This is a genomic window from uncultured Bradyrhizobium sp. (genome assembly GCF_947648125.1).
Taxonomy (GTDB): domain Bacteria; phylum Pseudomonadota; class Alphaproteobacteria; order Rhizobiales; family Xanthobacteraceae; genus Bradyrhizobium.
Map to the genome: position 1 here is coordinate 538,945 of NZ_CANSMR010000002.1, position 21,740 is coordinate 560,684.

The 21,740-nt window shown below is 65.9% G+C and carries 22 protein-coding genes and 1 pseudogene; 13 read left to right on the plus strand and 10 right to left on the minus strand.

What is annotated here, in order from left to right:
- Positions 1–119 precede the first annotated feature (119 nt).
- Both Q0030_RS06205 and Q0030_RS06210 read left to right on the plus strand, forming a co-directional pair.
- Complete coding sequence (locus Q0030_RS06205) at positions 120–842, plus strand: response regulator (protein ID WP_298364075.1); 723 nt, start codon at positions 120–122, stop codon at positions 840–842.
- Positions 839–2,185 carry an ATP-binding protein gene (locus Q0030_RS06210; RefSeq protein ID WP_298364078.1) on the plus strand — a complete coding sequence of 449 codons (1,347 nt, stop codon included), beginning with the start codon at positions 839–841 and terminating at the stop codon, positions 2,183–2,185. The genes Q0030_RS06205 and Q0030_RS06210 overlap by 4 nt, the downstream gene beginning before the upstream one ends.
- Positions 2,186–2,193: 8 nt before the next feature.
- On the opposite strand, the gene Q0030_RS06215 is transcribed toward Q0030_RS06210, so the two are convergent.
- Together Q0030_RS06215 and Q0030_RS06220 are read right to left on the minus strand one after the other, a co-directional pair.
- Positions 2,194–2,610, minus strand: coding sequence for an EF-hand domain-containing protein (locus Q0030_RS06215; protein ID WP_298364081.1), 417 nt, complete (start codon positions 2,608–2,610; stop codon positions 2,194–2,196).
- 218 nt (positions 2,611–2,828) lie between these two features.
- On the minus strand, positions 2,829–3,296 hold the full coding sequence (locus Q0030_RS06220; protein WP_298364085.1) for a MarR family transcriptional regulator: 468 nt from the start codon (positions 3,294–3,296) through the stop codon (positions 2,829–2,831).
- A 146-nt stretch (positions 3,297–3,442) separates the two neighbouring features.
- On the opposite strand from Q0030_RS06220, the gene Q0030_RS06225 reads away from it, so the two are divergent.
- Both Q0030_RS06225 and Q0030_RS06230 read left to right on the plus strand, forming a co-directional pair.
- Positions 3,443–3,847, plus strand: coding sequence for an Ohr family peroxiredoxin (locus tag Q0030_RS06225; protein WP_298364087.1), 405 nt, complete (start codon positions 3,443–3,445; stop codon positions 3,845–3,847).
- A 102-nt stretch (positions 3,848–3,949) separates the two neighbouring features.
- Positions 3,950–4,354 carry a cupin domain-containing protein gene (locus tag Q0030_RS06230; RefSeq protein WP_298364603.1) on the plus strand — a complete coding sequence of 135 codons (405 nt, stop codon included), beginning with the start codon at positions 3,950–3,952 and terminating at the stop codon, positions 4,352–4,354.
- Between the two features lie 48 nt (positions 4,355–4,402).
- Here Q0030_RS06230 and Q0030_RS06235 read toward each other — a convergent pair whose 3' ends face one another.
- Positions 4,403–5,920: an MFS transporter gene (locus Q0030_RS06235; protein WP_298364089.1), complete on the minus strand. Its 1,518-nt coding sequence runs from the start codon at positions 5,918–5,920 to the stop codon at positions 4,403–4,405.
- A gap of 214 nt (positions 5,921–6,134) precedes the next feature.
- On the opposite strand from Q0030_RS06235, the gene Q0030_RS06240 reads away from it, so the two are divergent.
- Positions 6,135–7,040: a LysR family transcriptional regulator gene (locus Q0030_RS06240; RefSeq protein ID WP_298364099.1), complete on the plus strand. Its 906-nt coding sequence runs from the start codon at positions 6,135–6,137 to the stop codon at positions 7,038–7,040.
- 21 nt (positions 7,041–7,061) lie between these two features.
- Here Q0030_RS06240 and Q0030_RS06245 read toward each other — a convergent pair whose 3' ends face one another.
- On the minus strand, positions 7,062–7,973 hold the full coding sequence (locus tag Q0030_RS06245) for a LysR family transcriptional regulator (RefSeq protein ID WP_298364101.1): 912 nt from the start codon (positions 7,971–7,973) through the stop codon (positions 7,062–7,064).
- 124 nt (positions 7,974–8,097) lie between these two features.
- Between Q0030_RS06245 and Q0030_RS06250 the strand changes: the two genes are divergently transcribed.
- Positions 8,098–9,534, plus strand: coding sequence for an MFS transporter (locus Q0030_RS06250; protein WP_298364104.1), 1,437 nt, complete (start codon positions 8,098–8,100; stop codon positions 9,532–9,534).
- A gap of 20 nt (positions 9,535–9,554) precedes the next feature.
- On the plus strand, positions 9,555–10,064 hold the full coding sequence (locus Q0030_RS06255) for a DUF1993 domain-containing protein (protein ID WP_298364108.1): 510 nt from the start codon (positions 9,555–9,557) through the stop codon (positions 10,062–10,064).
- A 3-nt stretch (positions 10,065–10,067) separates the two neighbouring features.
- Here the strand turns inward: Q0030_RS06255 and Q0030_RS06260 are convergent, their stop codons facing one another.
- The 3 genes from Q0030_RS06260 to Q0030_RS06270 all read right to left on the minus strand — a co-directional run bounded on the left by Q0030_RS06260 (position 10,068) and on the right by Q0030_RS06270 (position 13,563).
- Positions 10,068–11,531, minus strand: a complete 1,464-nt coding sequence (locus Q0030_RS06260) for a M20/M25/M40 family metallo-hydrolase (protein WP_298364114.1) — start codon at positions 11,529–11,531, stop codon at positions 10,068–10,070.
- Positions 11,532–11,602: 71 nt separating this feature from the next.
- A complete protein-coding gene (locus Q0030_RS06265) occupies positions 11,603–12,781 on the minus strand; it encodes an MFS transporter (protein ID WP_298364115.1) in 1,179 nt (392 codons plus the stop codon).
- Positions 12,778–13,563 (minus strand): GNAT family N-acetyltransferase, encoded by a 786-nt coding sequence (locus Q0030_RS06270; RefSeq protein WP_363323432.1) that lies wholly within the window; start codon positions 13,561–13,563, stop codon positions 12,778–12,780. The genes Q0030_RS06265 and Q0030_RS06270 overlap by 4 nt, the downstream gene beginning before the upstream one ends.
- A gap of 104 nt (positions 13,564–13,667) precedes the next feature.
- Here Q0030_RS06270 and Q0030_RS06280 point away from each other — a divergent pair, with 104 nt between their 5' ends.
- Positions 13,668–14,570, plus strand: a complete 903-nt coding sequence (locus tag Q0030_RS06280; RefSeq protein WP_298364117.1) for a LysR family transcriptional regulator — start codon at positions 13,668–13,670, stop codon at positions 14,568–14,570.
- Positions 14,571–14,612: 42 nt separating this feature from the next.
- Here the strand turns inward: Q0030_RS06280 and Q0030_RS06285 are convergent, their stop codons facing one another.
- The gene (locus tag Q0030_RS06285; RefSeq protein WP_298364119.1) at positions 14,613–15,410 is read right to left on the minus strand and encodes a DUF899 domain-containing protein; all 798 of its coding nucleotides are present in this window, start codon (positions 15,408–15,410) and stop codon (positions 14,613–14,615) included.
- Positions 15,411–15,639: 229 nt separating this feature from the next.
- On the opposite strand from Q0030_RS06285, the gene Q0030_RS06290 reads away from it, so the two are divergent.
- Positions 15,640–16,146, plus strand: a complete 507-nt coding sequence (locus Q0030_RS06290; protein WP_298364122.1) for a MarR family transcriptional regulator — start codon at positions 15,640–15,642, stop codon at positions 16,144–16,146.
- The gene (locus Q0030_RS06295) at positions 16,143–17,003 is read left to right on the plus strand and encodes a DMT family transporter (protein WP_298364125.1); all 861 of its coding nucleotides are present in this window, start codon (positions 16,143–16,145) and stop codon (positions 17,001–17,003) included. The genes Q0030_RS06290 and Q0030_RS06295 overlap by 4 nt, the downstream gene beginning before the upstream one ends.
- A gap of 47 nt (positions 17,004–17,050) precedes the next feature.
- Here the strand turns inward: Q0030_RS06295 and Q0030_RS06300 are convergent, their stop codons facing one another.
- Positions 17,051–18,037, minus strand: a complete 987-nt coding sequence (locus Q0030_RS06300; RefSeq protein ID WP_298364134.1) for an alpha/beta fold hydrolase — start codon at positions 18,035–18,037, stop codon at positions 17,051–17,053.
- A 122-nt stretch (positions 18,038–18,159) separates the two neighbouring features.
- Between Q0030_RS06300 and Q0030_RS06305 the strand changes: the two genes are divergently transcribed.
- The 3 genes from Q0030_RS06305 to Q0030_RS06315 all read left to right on the plus strand — a co-directional run bounded on the left by Q0030_RS06305 (position 18,160) and on the right by Q0030_RS06315 (position 20,313).
- Positions 18,160–18,795: a TetR/AcrR family transcriptional regulator gene (locus Q0030_RS06305; protein WP_298364137.1), complete on the plus strand. Its 636-nt coding sequence runs from the start codon at positions 18,160–18,162 to the stop codon at positions 18,793–18,795.
- Between the two features lie 78 nt (positions 18,796–18,873).
- Positions 18,874–19,746, plus strand: coding sequence for a bifunctional helix-turn-helix transcriptional regulator/GNAT family N-acetyltransferase (locus Q0030_RS06310; RefSeq protein ID WP_298364140.1), 873 nt, complete (start codon positions 18,874–18,876; stop codon positions 19,744–19,746).
- 69 nt (positions 19,747–19,815) lie between these two features.
- A complete protein-coding gene (locus Q0030_RS06315) occupies positions 19,816–20,313 on the plus strand; it encodes a peptide deformylase (protein ID WP_298364143.1) in 498 nt (165 codons plus the stop codon).
- Between the two features lie 7 nt (positions 20,314–20,320).
- Here Q0030_RS06315 and Q0030_RS06320 read toward each other — a convergent pair.
- Positions 20,321–21,579, minus strand: a pseudogene (locus Q0030_RS06320) (serine hydrolase).
- Between the last annotated feature and the right edge of the window lie 161 nt (positions 21,580–21,740).

Here is a 21,740-nt window from a genome sequence, read left to right on the forward strand (position 1 = left end):
TATGCTTACGAAAAGGCGCAATGCCGCCCACAAGCGATGCGCATGCTGGTCGATTGGTGGCTAAGCCAGCGCGCTGCAATGCGCGCAAATGACCTGATGACGAGGCCCAGTCGCAAACCATGCTCGCACATACCCCGAAGATCCTGGTCGTCGAGGACGATCTGCCGACCAGAGACTTGATTGCCCGCTACCTGCGCGACCAATCGTGCCTGGTGGCCACCGCCTCGAACGGCAAGGAAATGGATCGTTACCTTGCCGGACACTCCCTCGATCTCGTCGTGCTCGACCTGATGCTGCCGGGAGAGGATGGACTGACGCTGTGCCGGCGCCTTCGCGGCGACTCGACGATTCCAATCATCATGCTCACGGCGAAGGGCGAGGACCTCGACCGGATCCTCGGGCTCGAGATGGGAGCGGACGACTATCTCGCCAAACCCTTCAACCCGCGCGAACTGCTGGCGCGGATCAATGCGGTGCTGCGCCGCCAGGCCCAGGCTGGTCTTGCCGGACGCTCCGGCCAGAGCGCCGTGCGCCTGCGCTTCCAGGATTGGACCATCGATCTTCGCCTGCGCGAACTGCGCGATCCCGACGGCGCCCAGGTCCCGCTGACCAGCGCGGAGTTCGACCTGCTGCAGGCCTTCTGTGAGCGGCCCGGCCGGATCCTCACGCGGGACGGCCTTTTGACCATGACACGCAGCCGGCCAGCCAGCCCATTCGGGCGCAGCATCGACGTGCTCGTCAGCCGGCTTCGCCGCAAGCTTGATACCGGCGAAGGACCGTCGGTGATCAGGACGGTGCGCACCGGCGGCTACATCTTCACGCCGCATGTGGAGGATGCATGAGCTGGACCCGCAGGATTGCCGCGCTCTTCAGCTTCCACCGGATCAGCGGCCAGATCGCCGCGCTGATCCTGCTTTCGCTGGTGCTGATCCACGCGCTGATTGGACTTTATTTCACCAGCCAGAAGCCGAAATCGTTTGCGGACAGGCCGATCCATCAGTTCCAGCTGGTTGCCAAACTCCTGGCCGAGACGCCTGCGGCCGAGCGCGCGACGCTGTTGCAGGCGGCCGATCGGGCGTTTCCCCGGCTGCATTTCACATTGCGCGACGCAGCTCCAGGCCTGTCTGACGATGCGTCGTCCGGAGTATCAGGCGTCGACGATGTCGACCTGGAGTTTTCCACGAAGACCGCGCCGGCGGTGGTTCGGCTACCCGATGGAACCCTGTTCGAAGCGACGATCGGCCCGGCGAAAATCCCGCCGTTCTTCGGCGCCTTCTGGCTGAGCACATTCCTGTTCCTGTTCGTGAGCGTCACGCTGCTCGGCGTGTGGGCCGGCCGCGCACTCAGTGCTCCGCTCTCGGCATTTGCCCGCGCCGCCGAGAACTTCAGTATCAGCCAGGCGGCTGCGCCGCTTGCCGAGACCGGCCCGCAAGAGATCCGCGCCGCGGCGGTCGCACTCAATCGGATGCGCGAACGCATCACCACCCTGATGAATGACCGCACGCGCATGCTCGCCGCCATCAGTCACGATCTGCGAACGCCGATCACCCGGCTGCGGCTCAGATCCGAATATATCGAGAACGACGCCCAACGCGCGGAGACCCTGCACGACCTCGACCAAATGCAGGCCATGCTGGAATCGGTGCTGTCGTTCCTGAGCGGCGGCAGCGCGGCGAAGCCGACCCTCGTGAATGTGGCCGCGCTGCTGCAGACGATAGCCGAGCAGTTCTCCGATTGCGGCCATGTCGTGCGCTACCACGGTCCGACCAGGGCCTCGCTGTTGATCCGCCCGAGCGATATCAGCCGGACCGTGACCAACCTGGTGGAAAATGCCCTACGGTTCGGCAGCGAGGTCGATATCCGGCTGACCGCATCCGCCGATCACGCCACCATCGACGTATCGGACGACGGCCCGGGGATTCCGGAGCACCGCCGGGCCGAGATGTTGAGGCCTTTCGCCCGCGGCGACGAGGCCCGCACGATGGATGAGAAAAGCGGCTTCGGACTCGGCCTGTCGATCGCTCAGGCCATGGTGTGCGGCCACGGCGGCGAGCTGTCCTTGCACGACAATGCACCGCACGGCCTTCTTGTCCGGATCAAATTGCCAGGGGCGGTGCATCCTGGATCGGATCGAAGCATGGCAAGCCCGCCTCGCCCCGCGCTTCGCGCGCTCGTGTCGGGGTAGACCGAAATTCAGGACCGCTTGCCCCTGCCGCTCGGCCGCTTCTGGTCGGTTCCGGTATCCTTTAGTTCGTCCGGCGCGACACGGCAGTCGCCGTTCTTGTCGTTCTGCAGAATGAACTCGTTCGGCTTCTCGACGAATTCGCGGCGGGTAATCGTGCCATCCTGGTTCTCGTCGAAATAGCCGAAATCCGCATCGGCGAGCGCGCTGCCGGCGCGACGAACGCCCTCGAACTCCGCCGGGGTGAGATGTCCATCGTGATTGCGGTCGGCGCGATCGAACAGCCGCCCGAGATAGGCCTTCCACTCGTCGCAGGTGTAGACGCCATCATGATTGGCGTCCCAGATTTCGGCCGCGACCGCCGGGGAACGATCGCCGCCCGCGCGCGGCGAAGGCTGCGCTCGATCCGGTGAGACCGGTTGCGCCACGGCAGGCGGCACCGCCGTACAAAGCAGACTTGTCGTCGCGATTATCCCGCAGACGAATGGCAACTTTCTGCGCAAGCTCTACTCCGTGTCATCCGGAACCAGAGCGGAGTTGCCGGTTGCGCCGTGGCGAAAATGCGGAACGACGCGGCGCGGATACAGCACGTTACAATTTGCTCCGGCAGCACGTTATGGGCTACCGGCGCGCCGCTGCCGCAGCATCAGGTCTTCTTCGAATCGCCGCGCGTGTGATGCAGCAGATTGTCGCGCAGCCTGACCACGCTCTTCTGCACGATGGGAAATTCGTCGCCGAGCCCGGTGGCGTCGACCAGCGACGCGTTGATCTCCTTGTCGAGCAGGCGCCGGCCGGCTGCCGTCAGGCTCACCCGCACCTGCCGCTCATCGGCGGGATCGCGGACGCGGCTGATGTAGCCGCTCTGCTCCAGCTTCTTGAGGATCGGCGTCAGCGTGTTGGACTCCAGGAACAGCTTCTCGCCGAGTTCGCTGACGGTCTGCTCGTCGGCCTCCGACAGCGCGATCATGGCGATGTACTGGGTGTAGGTCAGGCCGACCGCGTCGAGGATCGGCTTATACGCGCGGCCGAAGGCCAGATTGGCCGAATAGACCGCAAAGCACAGAAAATTCGACAGTTTTCGGCCCTTGGTCTCGGCCTTGGCGGTGCGGGTCACGGGCGTCTCCGGAGTTTGTGAAGTTCGCCCAATATAAATCGTATCCGATTAAATCGGAAGTGCTTGACACGGTCCATTGCGGGGACTATTTCAACTCGCATCCGATTAGATCGGATGCGATATACATCCAACCAAAGGAGCTCGCCATGACCGCCAATGCAAAGGTTCTTGTCACGGGAAAGACCCACGTCACCGCCGGCCCGACCGGCGCCGCCCGCTCGCGCGACGGCTTCCTCGACGTCAAGCTGCCGCAGCCGCACCCGGCCGCCGAAAACCTGTTCGCCGCCGCCTGGTCGGCCTGCTACATCGGCGCGATCCAGCTCGCCGCCGGACAGCGCAAGGTCAAGCTCGCGAGTGAGCCCGAGGTCGACGCCGAGATCGATCTGAACCAGGCCGGCAGCTCGTTCTTCCTGAGCGCCCGCCTCAACGTCCGCGTTCCCGGCGTCGAGCGCGAAATTGCCCAGGAGCTGATCGAAGCCGCGCACGGCATCTGCCCTTACTCCAAGGCGGCGGTCCACGGCAACATCGACGTCACCACCACCCTCGTTTGAAACACGCGGATGACGACCTCCGACGCGGGCCGGCGCCTTGCCGGTTCGCGGTCGGACAAGTCCAGAAGACAAACCCCGGAGTTCAAAATGACCAGCAAGCTGATGACGGCGACGCGCCTGCTCGCAAGGGCGGCCCTGATCGCCGGAAGTTTCCTGACGATACCGACGGCCCAGGCGCAGCAGCAGGCCGGCATCACGCGAACCGACCTGCAGCGCCATGACCTCAGCGCTCCCGGACGCGAAGCCGTCCAGGTGCGTGTCGACATCGCGCCCGGCAAGGCATTCGGCCGCCATACGCATCCCGGCGAAGAGATCATCTATGTGCTCGCCGGCACGCTCGAATACGATGTCGACGGGAGACCGCCGGCAACGCTCAAGGCGGGCGACGTGCTGTTCATCCCCGCCGCCACGATCCATGCAGCAAGGAACGTCGGCAGCGTCACCGCCAGCGAGCTTGCGACCTATATCGTCGAGAAAGACAAGCCGCTGCTGACCCTCGTGAAGTGAATGCCGCCTGCCCGCCCCTGTCCCGGGGCGGGCGCGGCGACATCAGGTTCACTTGCTGCCCTGAGCTTCCGCCTGCCGCACCGGCCGCGCGTTGAAGATCAGGAAGCTGACCGCGGCCATGATCCAGACGCCGATGCCGCCATAGAGCATCACCCAGCCAAAGCCGCTCGCCAGTGCCTGATGCACGACAGGGCCGGTCAGCTCCGGCGCGGATGCGGCGTCACCTGCCGCGATCCGTTCCGCGATGCTGCGGAGCTGCGCGCCGTCCAGCGCAGGCAACACGGCCTTCAGATGCGCCAGCACGCCGCTCGCCAAGATGAAACCCATCAGGGCGATGTTGACCGAAAGCGAGACCATGCGCGCGCTCATGTCGATGCCGGAGGCCATGCCGGCGCGGTCGCTCGAGACCGAGCTGGTCGTCGTGTTGGTGACCGGCGTATTGGTGATGCCGAGGCCAATTCCGGCGATCAGGCATCCCGGCAGCATCGTCAGCCAGTCGGGCTGTGCTGTGGCGCTGCCGAACTTCATCAGCATGAATCCGGTGCCGATGGTGAACAGGCCGGCCGGAATGATCAGACCCGGCTGGTAGCGCAACGACAGGCGCTCCGCGAAGGGCGGCATCACCAGCGTCGGTAGCGTGTAGGCGAGCAGCGCGATGCCGGCGGACACGCTGTCATAGCCAAGGCCCGCATGAAACCAGATCGGCAGATAGATCATGAAGGGCCAGTAGCTGAGGTTCATCGCGGCCGAGCCGACGATCGAGCCGGAGAACGCCGGGATCCGAAACACCGAGAAGTCGAACATCGGCCGCCGGCTGACTCTCTCGGCAACGAGGAACGCCATGAAGCTCAGCGCGGAGACGCCGAGGATCGCGAGTCCCTTCGGGCTGACGAAGCCGAGATCTGGCCCCTGCGTGACGTAGAAGGCGAGGCAGAACACCGCGAGCGACATCGTCACGATGCCGGCGACGTCGAGGCTGCTCGCCTTCGGGTCCTTCGATTCATGGACGCCACCGATCGTGAGCACGAACGCGACGGCCGCGAACAGCACGTGGACGAGGAATACCCATTCCCAGCTCAGCAGTGCCACCACAGCACCGCCGATGATCGGGCCGAAGCCGAGACCGATGCCGAAGATCACGCCCCACCAGCCCCAGGCGACGGCGCGCAGCCGGCCGCCCTGGAATTCGTGCGACAGCACGGCGATCTGGCAAATCAACAGCGCGCCGCCGCTCAGCCCCTGCAGCAACCGGGCGATAATCAGCATTTCGACGCTCTGGGCGACACCGCAGATCAGCGAGGTGACGCCGAATGCTGCGATCGCAACCAGGAAGATGCGCTTGCGCCCATAGCGGTCCGCCACCGTCCCGATCGCCATCAGCACCGTGGTCACCGCGATCGTGTAGGCGTTCATGATCCATTGCAGCGCCTTGAAGTCGGCGTGCAGCACCCGCTCCAGCGTCGGCAGGATCGCGGGGATGCTGGAAATCTCCAATCCAAACATCAGGCAGGCAAGGCATACGGCGGACAACACGACGGCGCCGCGGCGGCTCAGCTCGGTAGACATGATCAGGCCTTTTGTTGTGGCAAGCCAACGGCATACCGCACGCTGTTGCCAGGGTGCTGGCAGCAGCGTCGGTCGATCGACTCACGATGTATTGAGGCAGCAGCGGCGGAAATCGGGTGGCCACAGCGCTTCACAGCCGAAAGCTAGTCACGGCTTGAGCATTGTTGAATTGGATGACTAGATATTTCAGAGACAACAATTCCGGATGACTGACATGACCACGCTCGACGTCGACGCCGTAAAGGCTTTCGTGACCATCGCAGATCTCAAGAGCTTTACCCGTGCCGCCGCCGCGCTCGGCACCACGCAAGGCGCGATCAGCGTGAAGCTGAAACGGCTGGAGGACCGGGTCGGCCAGAAACTGGTCGAGCGAACGCCGCGGCTGGTGCGCCTGTCGGCGCAGGGCGCGGTGTTCCTCGAGTCCGCGCGCGCCTTCCTTGCCGCGCACGATCGCGCCGTCGCTGGGCTGTCGTCCGTTCGCCGCCGTTTCTCATTGGGGATCGCGACCCATGTCGGCGCGCCCGAGCTTCCGACCTTGCTGGCGCGGCTCAATGCGCATGATCCGGCACTGACGATCGAGGTACGGCTCGACGATGCCCGTGACCTGCTGGCGGCCTTCGATCGCGGGACGATCGACGCAGTGATCGTGTTCCGGGACGACGACCGGCGCGACGGCGAGGTTCTGGGGCCCGATCATTTCGGCTGGTTTGCCACGCCGGACTTTGTCCATCGCGCCGGCGAGCCATTTCGATTGGCAGCCTCCTCGCCGTCTTGCGGCATCCTCAACACCGCCACGCATGCGCTCGACACGGCGGGGCTGCTCTGGACCGAAACCTTCCTGGGCTGCGGAGCCTTTGCCGTCGCCGAGGCCGTCTCAGCGGGCCTCGCGATCTCGGTGTTCTCTCGCCGGGTCGTCCCGCCGGGCGCGGTCGAGGTGACCGAGAAGTTCGGCCTCCCCGCGCTGCCACCATCCGAGATCATGCTGCTGTCGAAATTGTCGGACGCGAAGTCGCGTGCGACGCTGAAGACATTGGCAAGTGCCTTTCGCGCACATCATCGTCCGCCGGCCGATCGCCCGGCAAAGGATCTCCGCATCGTCACGGAAGCGGCGGGATCCTGATCGATTTGCGCGCCCTGCCCGCTATCGCCGCGCACGGCCGGCTCGCCTTCCCTCGAACAGCGCGCGCTCCGATGCGAGCGCCTTGGCCAGAAAATCGAGCGTGGCGCGGATGCGCGCGGTGCGCTTGAGATCGTCATGTGTCAACAGCCACAGCGCCGATCGCGGCTCGGCGAGCGCCTTGGGTGTCAGCCGGCGCAGCGCGGGCGCGAGATCGCCGACATAGCAGGGAAGCAACGCAAGCCCCAATCCCGCGGCCGCGGCATCGCGCAGCGCCGGAAGCGCATCGACGCGGCAAGCGACACGCGCCGAGCGCAGGTTCTCGCGCATCCAGCCGGCGATGACGGTCCCCGCCAGCGCATCGTCGAGTCCGATCCAGTCATGTGCGGACAAATCCTTGTCGTCACGCCGGGCGAGATAGGCGCGCGATCCGTAGACCGCATGGGCAATATCGGCAACGCGTCGCCCGACCAGCAGTTCAGACGGCGCCGGCGTCGGTCGGATCGCGATCTCGGCCTCGCGGCGCGTCAGGTTCGCCATCGCGTTGGAGATGATGATTTCCGGCTGGATCTCCGGATGCGCTGCGCGCATCGCGGGAAGATGCCGCATCAGCACTGCGCCGAGCGTATCCGTCGTCGTGATCCGGACCGGGCCTGACGGCCTCAAGTCCTGCCCCGCCAACCTGCGCTCGAGCGCGAGCACCTCGTCCTCGAGCCGGGCTGCCGACGCCGCCGCGGTCTCGCCGGCCGGTGTCGGCGCGTAGCCGTCCCGGAAGCGCTCGAACAGCCGCGTTCCGATCGCTGCTTCGATCGTGCCGAGGCGGCGGAACACCGTCGAATGCGTAACGCCCAGTCTGCGCGCCGCCCCGGACAGGCTGCCTTCCCGCGCGACGGCGAGGACGAGGCGAAGATCATTCCAGTCGAGCAGGCTGTGCATTTTTGCAAACTCAATTAGCAATTTTCGCGAATACCTTATCACAAACGGACAGCCCATCTTCCCGAAAAATTCGACCGTCGGACGCACCTCGTGTGCCGCGCCGACAATGCAGAGGAGCTGGCGGGTGACAAGCGAGACCACCGAGACGTTGCAATTGCACGACGCGCGGCCGGCAACGGTCGATCCGCGGCGATGGCTGGCGTTGCCCGTGCTGCTCACCGGCGCCTTCCTGCCGATCCTCGACTTCAACGTCGTCAACCTCGCGCTGCCGGCCATTCGCGACAATCTCGGCGCCACGCCGAGCGAGGTGCAGTTCGTGATCTCGGCCTATGCTGCGACCTACGCGGTGTTCCTGATCACGGGCGGCCGGCTCGGCGACCTGCTCGGGCGGCGGCGCATGTTCCTGACCGGCGTCGCCGGCTTCACGATCGCATCGGTGCTGTGCGGCGTTGCGTGGTCGCCGGACGTGCTGGTCGCCGGGCGGATCCTGCAAGGCCTCACCGCGACCGTGATGGCGCCGCAGGTGCTCGCCTCGATCCGCGTGCTGTTTCCGGCGGCCGAACAGGGCCGCGCGCTCGGCTTCTATGGCGCGACGTTCGGTCTTGCCAACATCTGCGGCCAGGTGCTGGGCGGCGTCCTGGTCTCGGCCCATCCGTTCGGACTGGCCTGGCAGGCGATCTTCCTCATCAACGTACCGATCGGCCTCATCGCCTTCATCGGCGGACTGCTGTTCCTGACCGACTCGCGTGCCGAGCATGCGCAACGGCTCGACCTCGGCGGCGTCATCCTGCTGTCGCTTACGCTCGGCTTCCTGGTCTATCCGCTGATCGAGGGAAGGGAATCCGGCTGGCCGGCCTGGATCGTCGCGATGCTGCTGGCCTCTCCGCTGATGCTCGCCGCCTTCGTCCGCTTCGAGGCGCGCCTGAAAGCCCACGGCGGCGACCCGCTGGTCGCGCTACATCTGCTGCGCAACAGCGATTTCGTCATCGGGCTGGTGATGGCGCTCGCCTTCTACATGCTGTCGTCGTTCTATTTGACCTTTGCGGTCTACCTGCAGAGCGGGCTGCATTTTTCACCACTGGCGGCCGGCCTCGCCACCCTGCCCTTTGCCTCCGGCTTCTTCGTGAGTTCGCTGGTGTCGTCGCTGGTGATGCACTGGCTCGGCGTACGCACGCTGACGCTGGGCTTCGCGCTCCAGGTCATCGGCTTCGGTGTCGTGATGCTGTCGGTCAGCGGCACGCTGCCCCAAAGCGTTGAATTCGGCCTGATCTGCGGCGGGCTCGGCTTCGGCACCGTGATGCCGTCGGTCATCAAGGCGGTGATCGGCAGCATCGACCCGCGCCACGCCGGGCTGGCATCGGGGATGATGATCTCAACGTTCCAGATCGGCGCTGCACTCGGCGTCGCCGTGATCGGTGGCGTCTTCTACAGCCTGCTTGGGCCGCATCCGCAGGCCGACGACTATGCGCGCGCCTTCACGATCGCGCTCGGTTGCAATGTCGCGCTGCTGGCGCTCGGCGGCTGGCTATCGCTGTGGCTGCCGCGCGAGCCGGCGGCTTGAATTGAGACGAGGACAATTCCATGAATGCCCCGTTATACGACGCGTCGGTTCCGGTGTTCCGGCAGATGCTCGACGCACTCGCCGATCTCCTGCGCAAGGGCGAGGCTCATGCCCGCGAACGCGGTCTCGATCCCGACGCCGTGCTCGCGGCGCGGCTGGCGCCCGACATGCTGACGCTGGTCGGCCAGGTGCAACGGACCAGCGATCACGCCAAGGGCGCCGCCGGGCGGCTCGCCGGTCTCGAGCCACCGCCCTTTGCCGACGACGAACAGACCCTCGCCGCGGCCTACGCACGGATCTCGCGAACGCTCGACTACATCGACACGATCCCGGTTCAGGCATTCGACCGGGCGGCGGAACGCATCATCACCCTGCCGTTTAGCGTCCCGCCAATGCCGGCAGCGCGCTATCTGTACGGCTTCGCGCTGCCGAGCCTGTTCTTCCACGTCACGACCGCCTACGCCATCCTGCGCCATCGCGGCGTGCCGCTCGGCAAGCGTGACTTCCTGGGCAAATTCCTCTCGGAGTGACCTCTATTTCTTCGCGACTTCACGAAGCGTTGTGTAGACCCACTCCGCCCCCTGCTTGATGGCCTCGACGCCGATCCTTTCGTCGTTGCCATGCATCCGGCTCAGGATGTCGTCGTCGAGCGGATAGGGATAGATGCCGTAGACGGGCACGTTGCGCTCGCGCCAGGCGATGGCGTCGGTCCCTGCTTCGAACATCGTCGGCACCAGGACGGCGTCCTTCCAGACCCGCTTCGCGTTGCGATCCAGCGCCGCATAGAGCTCGGTATTGATGGGTGACGCCGGGATCTTGGAACGCATCAAGTAAGCGTCCCGCGCGTCCTGTTGCGACAGCGACGTTACGATGCTGACGTCGATGCCGGGATCGCCGATCACACGCTTGATCTCCTCGATCATCTGATCCGTGGTGGTGCCCGGCAGCAGCCGCGTATTCACGACCGCCTTGGCGTCGCCGGGGATGACGTTGGGCTTGATGCCAGCGTCGATCATGATGACGACCATGGTATCGCGCAGCAGCGCGTGCAGCAGCAGGCTGTCCTTGGGATTGTCGGCGACCAGCTTCTTGCCGGCCGCGTCGAGATCGCCCTGATCCTTCGCTGCCAGTAGCTGCTTGATATCGGTTGCCGTCTGTTCCGAACTGATCGGAAGCAGCGCCTTGAAATAGGCTTCGGTCGCCGGCACCAGCTTGACGGACGGATCATGTACCGCGAGCTTGGCCAGCGCCGCGATCAGGCGGTCGTTGGCCATCGCCCCCGCCGGGAACGGCCGTGAGGAATGACCGGAGGGACCGGTCGCCTTCAACGCAAACGTCGCCGAGAGCTTCTCCGCCGTCGTGACATTGATCTGGTGCACCGAGCCGTCGCGCTCCTGCAGCACATAACCGCCTTCGTTCAGCGCGAACTCCGCTTCGATCTTGTCCCAATGATCCTTCGCCAACCACACCGTGCTGTACTGGCCCTGCTCCTCGTCGGCCTCGGCGAGGAAGATCACGTCGCGCGACAGCGGCGTCTTCTCCTCCGCGAGCCGCATTACCGCGCTGGCGAAGACGGCGAGCCCACCCTTGAAGTCCATCGCGCCGCGCCCGTAGACGAAGCCATCCTTCTCGACGCCGGCGAACGGCTCCACGGTCCATTTCTCGCGCTCGACCGGAACGACATCGGCATGCGCCGCCAGCAGCACCGGTTTCCGCGAACCGTCACCGCGCAGCCGCGCGATGAAATGCGCGGCCTTGCCGTTCGGGGCGACGAAGATGTCCACCTCGGCGCCGAGCGGCGCGAATTGCGACTTCAGATACTCGGCAAGCGCCCGCGTATCGCCCGGACCGTTCGAGGTATCGAAAGAGATCAGCTTCTTAAGCAACGCAACCGTCCGGTCGCCCGGCTGCTCGGCAAACGCCTGCCCCGCTCCGGCACAGGACAGCAACGCGGCAAGGGCCAACGCAACGATGCGGGTCTTGGTCGGCGGCACCATGTTCTTCTTCCTCCCTTATCTGGTTTTGAAACAGGATAACTTGCGCCGCTCACCTCAGCGAGTCCTCGAGCTCAGGAAGTTCTGGGGAACATCACCTTCAGCATCGCGGCCGCGAGCAACGTCGTCACGGCAAGGCCGGTGGAGAGATAGAGCGCGCTGGCATCGCCGTACCGGTCGATCACGATTGCATAGACCAGCGGCGCAGCCGCGGGCAGGATGAAGCTCGGAACGATGAGCCGGCCGACCAGCGTGCCATAGCTGCGATGATCGAACAGGATCAGCGGCAGCGTTCCCCTGGTGATGGTCAGGATGCCATTGCAAGCACCGTAGAGCAGCGCGAAGGCGATCCCCATCTCCTTCGACGTTCCGCTGAACAGCCCGGCGATGAACGACAGCGGCATGATCAGGCACGCCATCAAATTGAGCGCGAGCGGATCGAGCCGTGCACCGAACAGGACTTCGCAGAGACGCGCGGCGGATTGCCCGATGCCCCGGAGCGTCGCGATCCATACCGCCACCGTGACGGTGAGCCCGAGCCCGGCGAGCACCGCGATCATATGCGCGGACATGCCGGCATTGAGGAAGTTCGCGCCGGTCATGATCACGGCATAGAGACCACCGGCCGCCGCAAGCTGCCGGCCGCTGGCGGCGCGTGGTGGCTTATGTGCCGGCGCTGCCGAACCCGACACGACGGCAAACCGCTTGTTCGGGATCAGCAGATGCAGCGGGATCGTCAGCAGTGCAAAGCCGGCATAGCCCAGCACGGCGATGCGCCAGCCGAACTGTTCCGAAAGCATATGGCCGAGTGGCCAGAACACGGTGGCCGCCAGGCCCCCGAGCAAGGTGATCCCGGACATCGCGCGGCGCGCCTCCGGTCCGCCGATCCGGGCCAGCGCCGCAAACGCCGCATCGTACAGCGTCAGCCGCATGCCGAGGCCGAGAACGATCCAGGACGTGAAATAGGTGCTGATCTGATGCGAGACGGCGAGACCGGCGCAGCCGAGCGCGTTGATCACGGCACCTGCGACCATGACCTCCCGGCCGCCGCTTCTATCCACCCATCTTCCCGCAAGCGGTGACGCCACGCCCATCACCAGCAGCGCCGCTGCGAATCCACCGTAGACGATGTCACGCCCCCAGCCGAGATCCGCGGCGATCTGCTCGCCGAAGCCGCCGATCAGATAGTAGGTCGCGCCCCACGAGATCAGTTGAGCCAGCCCGAGGGCGGCCACGACGCGGCGGGCGATCACCGTGGCAGTTCCCTCTCCGCGGGAAGCGTCGAGGCGCCAGTCCCAAGCGGCCGCTGCATCAGCACGGTGTCGACCCATTGCCCGAGCTTGAAGCCGACCGATCTCAGCGTCCCGACCATCTCGAAGCCCATGCGACGATGCAGCGCGATCGATCCGGCGTTGCCGCTGTTGCCGATCACCGCGATCATTTGCCGCCAGGGCCCCACCTCCGATCGTTCGATCAGCGCCTGCAGCAGCGCCGCGCCGACGCGGCGGCCGCGCAAGGCTTCCGACACGTAGACCGAGTCTTCAATGGTGTTGCGATAGGCAGGCCGCGGCCGGTACGTGGTCGCGTAGGAGTAGCCGGCCACGCGCCCATCGACATCGGCCACGAGATACGGCAGCCCCGCGGCCAGCACGGCGGCGCGGCGCTCGAGCATCTCGTCGAGCGTCGGTGGTACTTCCTCGAAGGTCGCCAGCCCGTTGAGCACGTGGTGCGCATAGATGTGCTGCACCTCAGCCATGTCGACCTCTGTGGCATCACGGATCACGGTGTCTTCGCTGTACCTCATCGTTCCACTCTCGCCTTGCGGCATCATGCCCGTGCTTGGACGGCGCGTCGGTGCTGGCTGCGGGCACCATGTATTGATCTCGACATCGCTGCGCGACAACCCGACATCCGCAAGCAGGCGGTCGTCGAGTTCGCGCAGCGCCTGCCAGCGGCGAATCCGCGAATGTGGCGAGACCGTGAGGTAACGCCCGAGCTCGACGATGACGCCGACAATGGATTTGAGGCCGGACAATGCCTGCTCCCGATCTGGCCGAAGCCGTCGCTTGCCGGACTATGCGCCCTGGTCTTATATAAGGGAAGCTTTGACACCTTATGCGCAGCATAAGAGATACTTTGATGAAGAACCTCAACCTCGACTATCTCGAAAGCTTCGCCGTCGTGATCGATTCCGGCAGCTTCTCCGCCGCGGCCGAGCGACTGCAGCTGACCCAGCCCGCGGTGAGCCTCCAGGTGCGCCAGCTCGAGCGCAGCCTGAATGCGACCTTGATCGAGCGCGTCGGACGACGCGCCAGGCCGACGGCCGCCGGCGTCGCCTTGCTCGCGCACGCGCATCAGATCAACGCGGCGGTGACATCGGCGATTGACGCCGTTGCGCAGCAGACCACGGGAACAGCAGGCCGCGTGCGGCTCGGCACTGGTGCGACCGCCTGCATCTTCCTGCTGCCGCCGATCCTGAAGGAGCTGCGGGCCGCACTGCCCTCGCTCGAGATCACGGTCACGACTGGCAACACCGCGGAGATTGCGCGGGCGGTCGAGGACAACACGATCGACATTGGGCTGGTGACGTTGCCGGTGTCGGGGCGCAGCTTTGAGATCACCCCCGTCATGAATGACGAGTTCGTGCTGATCGCGCCGCACGACATGAAGCTGCCCGCGCGGATCACGCCGGAGGTGCTGGCGACCCGGCCTGTTCTGCTGTTCGAACCCGGCGGCAATACGCGACGCACCGCGGATGAATGGCTGGCGCGCGGCGGCGTCTCGCTGAAACCGTTGATGTCGCTCGGCAGCGTCGAGGCGATCAAGGAGATGGTGCGCGCCGGCCTCGGTTGCGCGATCCTGCCCGGCATGGCGGTGCCGGCCAAGACCAAGCAGCGCGACTTGATCGTCCGGTCGTTGTCGCCAAAGCTCCACCGCCGGCTCGCCGTCGTGATCCGCCGCGACAAGCGCCTCGATCGCGGGCTGCGGCAGACGCTGTCGGCGCTGAAGGCACTCGCGGCCACGAAGCACGACAGCCGCTAGAGCTCCAGGGAGGACGCCGGGCGTCCTCCCTGCTCCACCCCGTCAAGTCGCTTTGCGCTCCTGCTCCGCGATCTTGCGGAACGCGGCCTCGCCGGCGTCGGTCACGGCTGCCCACTTCGCGTTCGGCGCGGCTTCGGCCTCGTAGTTGTCGTGCCAGTTCCACCATTTGTAGGTCGGGCCCTGGGGATAGCCTTTCGGCGAGTCCTCCCAGAGCTCCTGACGACCGAACGGCGTGATGTCGAGATAGCTCCACACCGTGCCCATCGATTCATCGCCGCGGCTGTTGACGAGATAGGTGCGGAAGATCCGCTCGCCGTCGCGGATGAACACGTTGTGGCCGTGCCATTCGGCGACGCCGAAGTCGGCATCAAAGCTGTCGGTGATCGTGTACCACGGCATCTCCCACTCCATCCGCGCCTTCAGCCGCGCGATATCGGCCTGCGGCGCGCGCGAGGCGTAAGCCAGCGTGGTGTCGCGCTGGTTCAGATGCGAGAGATGACCGACCTGATCGGCGCCGAGCGAGCAGCCGCGGCAACCGTGATCCGGCCAGCCGAACACGCCGGGCTCGAAGAACGCGCGGTAGATGATCAGCTGCCGGCGGCCCTCGAACAGATCGAGCAGGCTCGCCTTGCCGTTCGGTCCATCGAAGACATACGCCTTCTCGACCGCCATCCAGGGCATCCGCCGCCGCTCGGCGGCGAGCGCGTCGCGCGCCCGCACCTGCGCCTTTTCCTTCACCAGCATCTCGAGGCGCGCCGCCTCCCACGCCTCGCGCGACACCACGGGTGGCGTCTGCATCCCCACCAGTCCGCCGCGATCGTTTTCAGCCGATTTGCTCATGATGATCTCCGTCTTTCGAATTGGACGAACTCCGCGACCACGGCGCAGTTCCCGCGCCGAGGCCGTTCGTCATTGGCCATGCCGCAATCTGGCGCAGCGGCGACGGATGATGGGAGTGACAAGTGTGTCGGGATTTTTCGCGCAGGCGCTCCGATGCTCCGATGCTCCGATGCTCCGATCTCTTTGCAATATACTTGCACTTTGCAAGCATATGTGCGAGCCTCCGGCCATGAAACAAGCTGCTCCCGCCGCCAATGACGGCTTGAAGCTCAGCGCCTGGCTGCCCTATCGCCTGTTCCTCGTCGCCGCGCAGGTTGCCCGCCCGCTCGAGAGCTTTTACAGCGAGACATTCGGATTGAGCCAGGCGGGCTGGCGTATCCTCGCCGTGATCGCCGAGCGCGATGCGGCCAATGCCTCCGAGATCGGCCGCGCCTGCGCGCTCGACCCGTTCGCGGTCAGCCGCGGCATCGGCCAGCTCGTCGAACTCGGCTTCGCAATGCGGCGGCCGGGCAAGACCGACCGTCGCTTCGCCGCGGTCAGCATCACCCGCAGCGGCCGGACCGCCTTCAACCGGATCGCCGCATTGGGCAGCAGGATCGAAGCACGGCTGCTTGCGCGCCTCTCGGAGAGCGAGCGAACAACACTTGATTCCGCCCTCACCCGGCTCGAGGGGGAAAGCGCGCGGATCGACGCCGTCGGCTGGCGCGCGCTGCTCGACGATGCCGTAACGCCATGACGGCCGTGCTGTTCGCGCTGACCGCACTGCTCTGGGGTGGCGGCGCACTGGCCACCGCGATGCAGGCCGGCGTCGCGCCCGCACCGTGGTCGGTCGCGCTGCGCATGGTGCTCGCGGGCCTCATCCTGCTCGGCTACGGCCGGCTGCGCGGCGTGCCGCTTGCGATCCCGCGCAAGCATCGGCCGGCCGTCGCGTTGCAGGGCCTGCTGTTCTTCGCCATTGCCTTCATCGGCTTCTATGAAGCGACCGCGCGGATGCCGAGCGGACTTGCGGCGCTGGTGCTGTCGACATCGTCGCTGTTCGCGGCGGTGATCGCGTGGGCCGCGCTTGGCGTCCCGATATCCCCGAGCTTTGTATGGGGTGCGCTGTGCGGCATCGTTGGCCTCGCAATCATCTTCCTGCCCGGCGCCACCGCGCATGGCGCCGCGCCGCTCGCGGGCCTTGCCTGGGCGCTCACGGCGGCGATCGCGACCGGCGCGGGGACGACAGTCGGCGCACGCAACCAGCGCGCCGGACTGCCTGTCGTCGCCGTGCTCGCCTGGGGCGCATTCGTCGGCGCAGCGGCGAGCGCGCTCTGGGCCGTCGCGACCGGCACGCCGTTTGCCGCCGACGTCTCGCTCTCCTATGTGACAAGCTTCCTCTACCTCGCCGTCGCGGCCTCCTGCATCACCTTCATGCTCTATTTCGAGCTGGTGCGCCGGCTCGGTCCCGGCCGCGCCGCCTATACGCTCGCGCTGGTGCCGCTCGTCGCCCTCGTGCTGTCGGCGCTGTTCGAGCATCTCGCACTGGGCTGGCCGGTGCTCGCCGGCGCCGCCGCGATCCTTGCCGGCAACGTACTGGTGCTGGCGCGGGCCTAGAACAAGTTTGCCTGGCTGACGACGCGGCGCGACAAAGCCGATCGACATCACGTCACCCCACTCCTCGCGGCGCGCAGGATGATCGCGCGGGCCTGCCGGCCTTCCGGTGTCGGCATGGCCGCGTAGTTGTGCGGTTGCCCCTCGCGCAAGTGAAGCTCGACCGGAACCCCCGCGGCGCGTGCCCTTGCGGCGAGATCGATGCTGTCGGGATAGAGAAGATCGCAGGTCCCCGAGAAGACGATCATCGGCGCAAGGGCGCGGAAATCTCCGTTCAACGGGCTGACATAGGGATGAGCAATATCGAGATCGCCGGCATAGAGTCGTCCGGCCTCGCGAATCCCCGGAATGTCCTGGATCGGGTCGCGCGCGGCGGCCATCGCCTGCTCCGGGCGATCGACTGCCGCATTCACCCCGGGCGAGATCAGCACAAGTCCATCGGGCTGCCGATCGCCGCGGTCGCGCAGCCATTGCGTGGCCGCCAGCGCCAGTCCGGCTCCCGCCGAATTGCCGATCAGCGTGACCTTCGCAGGTCCGGCCTCCTCCAGAAGCCGACGCAGCAGTTCGCCCGTCGCGGGCACGACGTCCTTCGCAGTGGCGCGCGGCGCCAACGGATAGATCGGAACGACGCAGCGGATGCGCGCGCCGCGGGTCAGTTCGCCAATGAAACGCCAATGGGCACGAACGATCTCGTGGATATAGCCGCCGCCGTGCAGGAACATCACGAAGTTGCCGGCATCGGGACCTGCCGACGGCGCCGTACGGTAGACCGGCCAGCCGGCTTCCTGTCCCAACACCACGTCGACGCCACGGCCGAGCCCGTTGGGCTCATGCGACGCCGGCCGCAGCGCCAATCTGCGCACCTCTTCCTGCACGGCGGCGGCGGATGCCAGTCGCTTCTTGATCGGAAGCAGCCGCAGCAGGCGATTGATGCATTGGCTCTGCCAGCTCGGCCTGTCATCAGCGGACGTCCATCCGGGCTGACGTGACCCACCTCGAACTCCCTCGGCGGTTGACGATATCGGTCCCTGGCTCATGACGACGTCCCGCATCAGTTACACGTTCGACAATCGCCGGCGCCCCTGTTCAGGCGGTGCCGGGCGGGACTATAATGCGAGCGATCGCTCGTATTCGCTACTCGCATTCGAGAACGCAGGACATGGCGCGAAAGCCGGCCACCAATCCCCGCACGAAACCGCGGAAAAACGCCTCACAGCAGCGGTCGCGCGCCATGGTTGACGCGCTGGTCGAGGCGACCGCTCGCATTCTCGTCCGTGAGGGTTTCGACAAGGCGAGCACCAACCGGATCGCCGAGGTCGCGGGCGTCAGCGTCGGCTCACTGTACCAATACTACCCGTGCAAGGAGGCGCTGGTTGCCGCGGTCATCGATCGTCATAATCAAGAGATCATGCAGGTGGTCCGCGTGGCGTTTGCCGAGGTCGCGACGCAACCGGTCGAACCGGCGGTGCGCCGGATGGTCGCCGTGGCGATCGAGGCCCATCGCATCGACCCGAGGCTGCATCGCGTCCTTGCCGAGCAGATCCCGCGCACCGGACGCCTGGAACACGTGGAGGCTTTCAACCGTGAAGCCCATGCCATGTTCAGGACCTACCTCGACAGCCACCGCGACGAGATTCGCGCGATCGATCCCGCCCTCGCGGCCTTCATGTGCGTGACGTCGATCGAGGCACTGGCGCATACCGCCGTTCTGCATCGCCCCGAGACACTGTCCGACCGGGAAGTCAGAACACTGGTCGACGAGACCACGCGCCTGATCGTCGGATATCTGCAATAGCCGTCGCACGTCGCCGCAGCCGAAGCCGAAGCCAGCCGACAATTGACCCGGAGACATTATCTGACTAAAGTCAGATATATGCTCGACCCAGTTTCCCGCGTCCGCCGCTTCAACCGTGCCGTGACCTCCGCCGTCGGCGCGCTCGACACCTCGTTCCTCGGCCGCGGCCGGCCGCTCGGCGCGGCGCGCGTGCTGAACGCGATCGGGCACGGCCGCGCTGACGTCGGCGAGATCAGGGATTATCTCGGGCTCGATTCCGGCCTGATGAGCCGGCTGTTGCGCAGCCTCGAGGACGAGGGGCTGATCGAAACGACCGCGCACGGCGACGATGCGCGCCGGCGCATCGCGAAGCTGACGCCTGCGGGCAAGCGCGAGTTCAACGCCTATGAGGCGATCTCCAACCGGCAGGCCAAGGACTTCCTTAGCCATCACACCCAACGCGAGGCGCTGCTGGCGGCAATGGATTTGATCGCGTCTGCGCTCGGACGCGACGGCACCGCCCTGCACGAGATGGACCCGCGCAGCGAGCCGGCGCGCTACTGCCTCGGCGAATATTATGCCGAGCTGGCGCGACGCTTCAAACAGGGTTTTGACGTCAAGCTGTCGCGCGATCCCAATGCCAAGGACATGGTGCCCCCGCGCGGCAGCTTCATCGTGGCGATGTCTGACGGCTTGCCGATCGGCTGCGTCGGGCTGAAGGGCAGCAGCGGCGACTACGCGGAGATCAAGCGGCTCTGGGTCGCGCCAGCCGCGCGCGGGCTCGGCCTCGGTCGCCGCCTGATGGACGCGGCCGAGCACGCCGCGCGCGAGCTAGGCATCGCGGTGCTGCGGCTCGATACCAACAGCGCACTCGCTGAAGCCGGTCAGCTCTACCGCAGGACCGGCTGGACCGAGATCCCGCGCTTCAACGACGACCCCTACCCCGATCTGTTCTTCGAGAAGCATCTCTGAACGGCGCATCTCGCGCGGCTGCTGCATGCGCATGTTGTCCAGCGCCGTGCGCTGGCCTATGACGCTGACATGACCATCCGCCCCATCGTCCGCTATCCCGATCCACGGCTTGCGCAGCCGGCCGAGCCTGTCAGCCTGTTCGACGACACGCTGCGCGAGCTGGCGCACGACCTGCTTGAGACCATGCATGCGGCGCCGGGCATCGGCATCACGGCGTCGCATATCGGCGTGTCGCTTCGGGTCGTGGTGCTCGAGCTCGATGCCAGCGAAGGGCCGCGGATTTATGTCAATCCGGAGATCATCTGGGCGTCGCCGGAAATGATCCTGCACAAGGAAGGCAGCGTCTCGATGCCCGGCGTCACCGACGAGGTCGAGCGCCATGCGCGGGTCCGCATCCGCTATCAGGATCTCGACGGCAACATGCAGACCGAGGAGTCGGACGGGCTGCGCGCGGTGTGCCATCAGCACGAGATCGATCAGCTCGACGGCGTGTTCTGGATCAGGCGCTTGTCCCGCCTGAAGCGGGAGCGCCTGATCAAGCGGTTCGAGAAGCTGTCGCGCACGTAACTCGACCTCACCCTCCCGCCGTCAAATCCTTCGCCAGCGCCATATAGGCCGGCAGCGTCACGGGGTCGCAGCATTGCCGGCGGCGTGGTGCGAGGCGTAACGCGCGATCACCATCTCGGCCTTCGGATCGATGTAGATGCCCTGGCCGTGCACGCCGCGCGCCATGTAGGCGCCGTGCGCATTGTGCGTCACCCACCACTGATTGCGGTAGGAGGCGCCGGGCAAGGTGGTGTAGCCGGCCGGCTTGAACTTTTCGGGATCGCCGCCGCGCGCGATGTCCTCGACTACCGTTGACGGCACGATCTGGCGGCCGTTGAAACGGCCGTGATTGCGGATCGTCTCGCCGAAGCGGGCGAGATCGCGCAGCGTGGTCGACAATCCGCCGCCACCGCTTTCGGTGCCGATGCGATCGACGTGATAATGCGCGTCCTCCTCCGCGCCCATCGGGGCCCAGATCCGCTCGGAGAGCAGATCGGACAACGTCATGCCGCTGGCGCGCCGGCAGATGAAGGCCAGCACGTCGGTGTTGACGGTCTTGTAGGCGAAGGCCTTGCCGTGCTCACCCTGCTTCTGCTGCGCGCAGAGGAAATCGAAGATGTTGGTCGCGCCTTCATAGCCCGGCGGAATCGGCGCCATGCCGTTGGCGCGCCGCAATCCCCACACATCGGAATTCCTGTCGGTATAGACCTCGGTGTATTTGAGGCCCGTGGTCATATCCATCACCTGGTGCACACGCGCATCGCCGAACGCGCTTACCTTCAGCTCCGGCACATAGTCGGTCACCGGTGCCTGCGGATCGATCTTGCCCTCGGCGACCAGCATGCCGGCCAGCACGCCGGTGAACGACTTCGTCACCGACATCGCGATATGCGGCTTGTGCGGCTTCAACGCGCCGAAATAGCGCTCGTAGATCAATTTGCCCCGGTGCAGCACGGCGATGCCGTCGGCATAGCTCTCCTCGAGCATGCGCGCAAAAGTCTGCGGGCGGCCGTCCATCGTCACCGACGCGGAGGCGCCGATGTCATGATCTTCGCGCGGCAGCACCGACGCCGGCCCGGCGCCGCGCCAGACATTCACCGTCGGCACCAGCTGGCGAATGTTGCTCCAGGCCCAGCGCAATTCGGGAAAGCTGCGGAACGAGCCGTTCTGGAATGTGATGGTCTTGTCCTGCGGCGGCGGAAAGCCCTGCATCCAGCCAAGCATCTCGGGATCGGACTTCGCGGCGGTGGGCGTTTGTTGCTGATTGGCGGCGGCTGCGACGGACATCAATGCTGGCTCCAGAGCTGCGGAGCGAAATGCGTATCATGCGACGGCAAAGGGCACATCCCGTGTTTGCGCCGGGGTGACCGTCGTCGCATGCGCATGCCGATGCACGAATGGCTGTGCGGCCGCACAATTCGCTTGATCGGACACCTGACTGTCGCGCT